Origin of the sequence: Armatimonas sp. (assembly GCF_043760365.1) — a bacterium.
Lineage (GTDB): Bacteria > Armatimonadota > Armatimonadia > Armatimonadales > Armatimonadaceae > Armatimonas.
Window position 1 is genome coordinate 1 of sequence record NZ_JAYUPA010000008.1, and the last position, 2492, is coordinate 2492.

Annotated in this window: 2 protein-coding genes and 1 pseudogene; 2 read left to right on the top strand and 1 reads right to left on the bottom strand. The window is 60.8% G+C overall.

Features of this window, described 5'->3' with window-relative positions; genetic code table 11:
• Positions 1–214: pseudogene (locus ACH2EH_RS00225) on the top strand (hypothetical protein); the annotation flags it as partial.
• Positions 211–1281 carry an A/G-specific adenine glycosylase gene (mutY, locus tag ACH2EH_RS00230; protein ID WP_395137656.1) on the top strand — a complete coding sequence of 357 codons (1071 nt, stop codon included), beginning with the start codon at positions 211–213 and terminating at the stop codon, positions 1279–1281. The pseudogene ACH2EH_RS00225 and the gene mutY, both read left to right, overlap by 4 nt.
• Positions 1282–1284: 3 nt before the next feature.
• On the opposite strand, the gene ACH2EH_RS00235 is transcribed toward mutY, so the two are convergent.
• On the bottom strand, positions 1285–2492 hold a 1208-nt coding region (locus ACH2EH_RS00235), incomplete at its 5' end, for a PQQ-binding-like beta-propeller repeat protein (protein ID WP_395137654.1).

Below are 2492 nucleotides of genomic sequence, written 5' to 3' on the forward strand. Positions count from 1 at the left end.
CGCCCAGAGCCTTTTTATGCTGGTAACACTGGGAATCGGTAACTGGCTGGGCACACTGTTCTCCGGCTGGCTGAAAGACCACTACACGACGCCAGAAAAGACAAACTGGCCTATGATCTTTCTCATCCCCGCTGCACTCACCACGGCCTGTGCAATTGCGTTCTGGTTCACCTTCAAGGAACCCCAGGCCGAAGAGAGGGTTGCTGAAATCTGACTGCGTTAGTCTCGCTTCTCTTAGGCTGGTACGCTGTTCATAAGCGCGCACTTCCGTGGCGGCGTACCCGCGATCCCTATGCGATCTGGGTCTCGGAGATGATGCTCCAGCAGACCCAGGTCGCCACTGCAACTCCCTACTTCGAGCGCTGGATGGCGCGTTTCCCAACGGTGAACGCACTGGCCGCCGCGCCGCTGGAAGAGGTTCTAAAGCACTGGCAGGGGCTGGGTTACTACGCCCGAGCACGGAATCTTCATAAAGCCGCCAAGCTGATCTGTGAGCAGCACGGAGGGGCTTTCCCGACAACCCACGAAGGTGTCCTGGCGCTTCCGGGTGTTGGGCGCTACACCGCGGGAGCAATTTGCTCCATTGCACTGGGGCTTGACACTCCGATTGTGGACGCGAACGTGGTCCGGGTGCTCTGCCGCGTCTTTGCGATTCCGGGCGATCCGAAGTCCCCCAAGACACAGGATGCACTCTGGGAGAAGGCGGAGGCACTTCTTCCACCGGGCCAGTCCGGCGACTTCAATCAGGCGCTGATGGAGCTGGGGGCGCTGCACTGCCTCACGCCACCGCGCTGCGCTAACTGCCCCGTCCAGAGTGTCTGCACCGCGTTTCAGCAAGGCCAGACGGAGCAGTTTCCGGCGTTTGCCGCGAAGAAAGCCTTTACGACGCACAACGACGTGAGCGTCTGGATCGAGTGCGAGGGGAAGTTTCTGCTGTTCAAGCGCCCCGACGAGGGACTCTGGGGCGGACTCTATGAGCTTCCTCGTGTGACGGCGACCCCGGACGAGACCATTGAGCAGGCTGCCGCGCGGGCGCTGAAAGAGCTTGTCGGAGCGACGGGAAGTGTCGGGGAGCGTTTGGTCAGCCTGCGGCATGGTGTCACAACACGCAAGATCACACTCTATGCGCTCGCCGTGGCAGTTGTCCGCATGCCGAACCCACTGCTGCCGGGCTGTCTCTGGGCAACGCGAAGTGACCTGGCACGCTACCCGCTCTCGTCGCCCCAGGCCAAGCTTCTCGCTGCGATTCAGGAGTGGCAAAAACAGCCAGCGCTGTTTTAAGTTTTAGCGCAGCAAGACAACCCGTGTGTTCGACTCGGCGATCAGCGCCAGCGTTTTGTCTGAGACATCTAGCGCCCCCGGAGGTTGCTCCGCGTTCGGCCCGTACTGGCGGGTTCCCCACACGTACTGGCCCGTCGCGCTGTCCAGGGCAAAGAGCGGCGTCGTCCCTTCTGGCGTAAATCCCGAGAGGTTGATGCAGATCAGCGTCCCCGCCACGCGGGTGACGAAGCTGTCACCCGGCACGGGGCTTGTGGGCAGGTAGTTACTCCAGCGGACAGTGCCGTCTGCCGGACGGAGTACCTGAAGGGGAAGGCATCCGGGAATCGTGGGCTGTGGTAGCACCACAAGCTCGCCGTTTGGGAGGGAACCCACCACGCGGCTCAGGCCGCTACGGCTCCAGAGCGTGCTTCCCGTTGAAGGATCATGGGCGCTGCAAGCGGTGCGGGAGTAGACAATGAGCTGCCGCTGATCTTGAGTCAGGTAGCCCTGCTCGCCTCCCGCAGTGACTGTCCAAATCCGGGCACCATTGGAGAAGTAGAGTGCTCGAAGCTCGCTCCCGGTCATGGAGTAAAACAGCGGTCCACTGCCCGTTGTTTGAGCACCTGCAAAGATACTCTCTACGGGGACACGTACTTCCCAGAGAGGGGTGCCCCGCTCCGCACCAAAGGCAATGTACGCCCCGTTTTTGGGGTTGTAGCAAAGAACACGGGTCGGGTCGGCCCAGACTATCTGGGCATCGTCGCTCAGTGGCTGGCTCCAGAGCACGGTTCCTGTGTTTAGCTCTCGCCCCTGAAGGAGTGGTGGTTCGGTGCCGAACTGGAAGCCAAAGAGGCGCGTGTCGCCGACACTGCGCATGTCCTCGCGTCCGAAATTCTGTGTCGCCTGCCAGAAAAAAGCCCCGTCTGAGATTCGGTGAATGCGAATCCGATCTTGAGACTCAAGATAAACCCCGAGAAAGCCGCCTAGAGCGTGGCCCATGATGTAGCGGATCTTGGTAGGAAGAGCCCGTTGCCAGACCAGAGCACCGCTACTCTCGACACAACTCAGTGTGCTACCGTGAGCGACCACGAACTGCCCATTGCCGACGGCCAAAATATTTCCGAAAGTTCCTGAGAGAGGGAACGATGCAACTTGTGGGGGTGTCGGGGTCGGGTCGCCGCTACAGATAGGCCGGATCAGATTCGCCGACTTGCCCGACTCTTTCTCCCGTG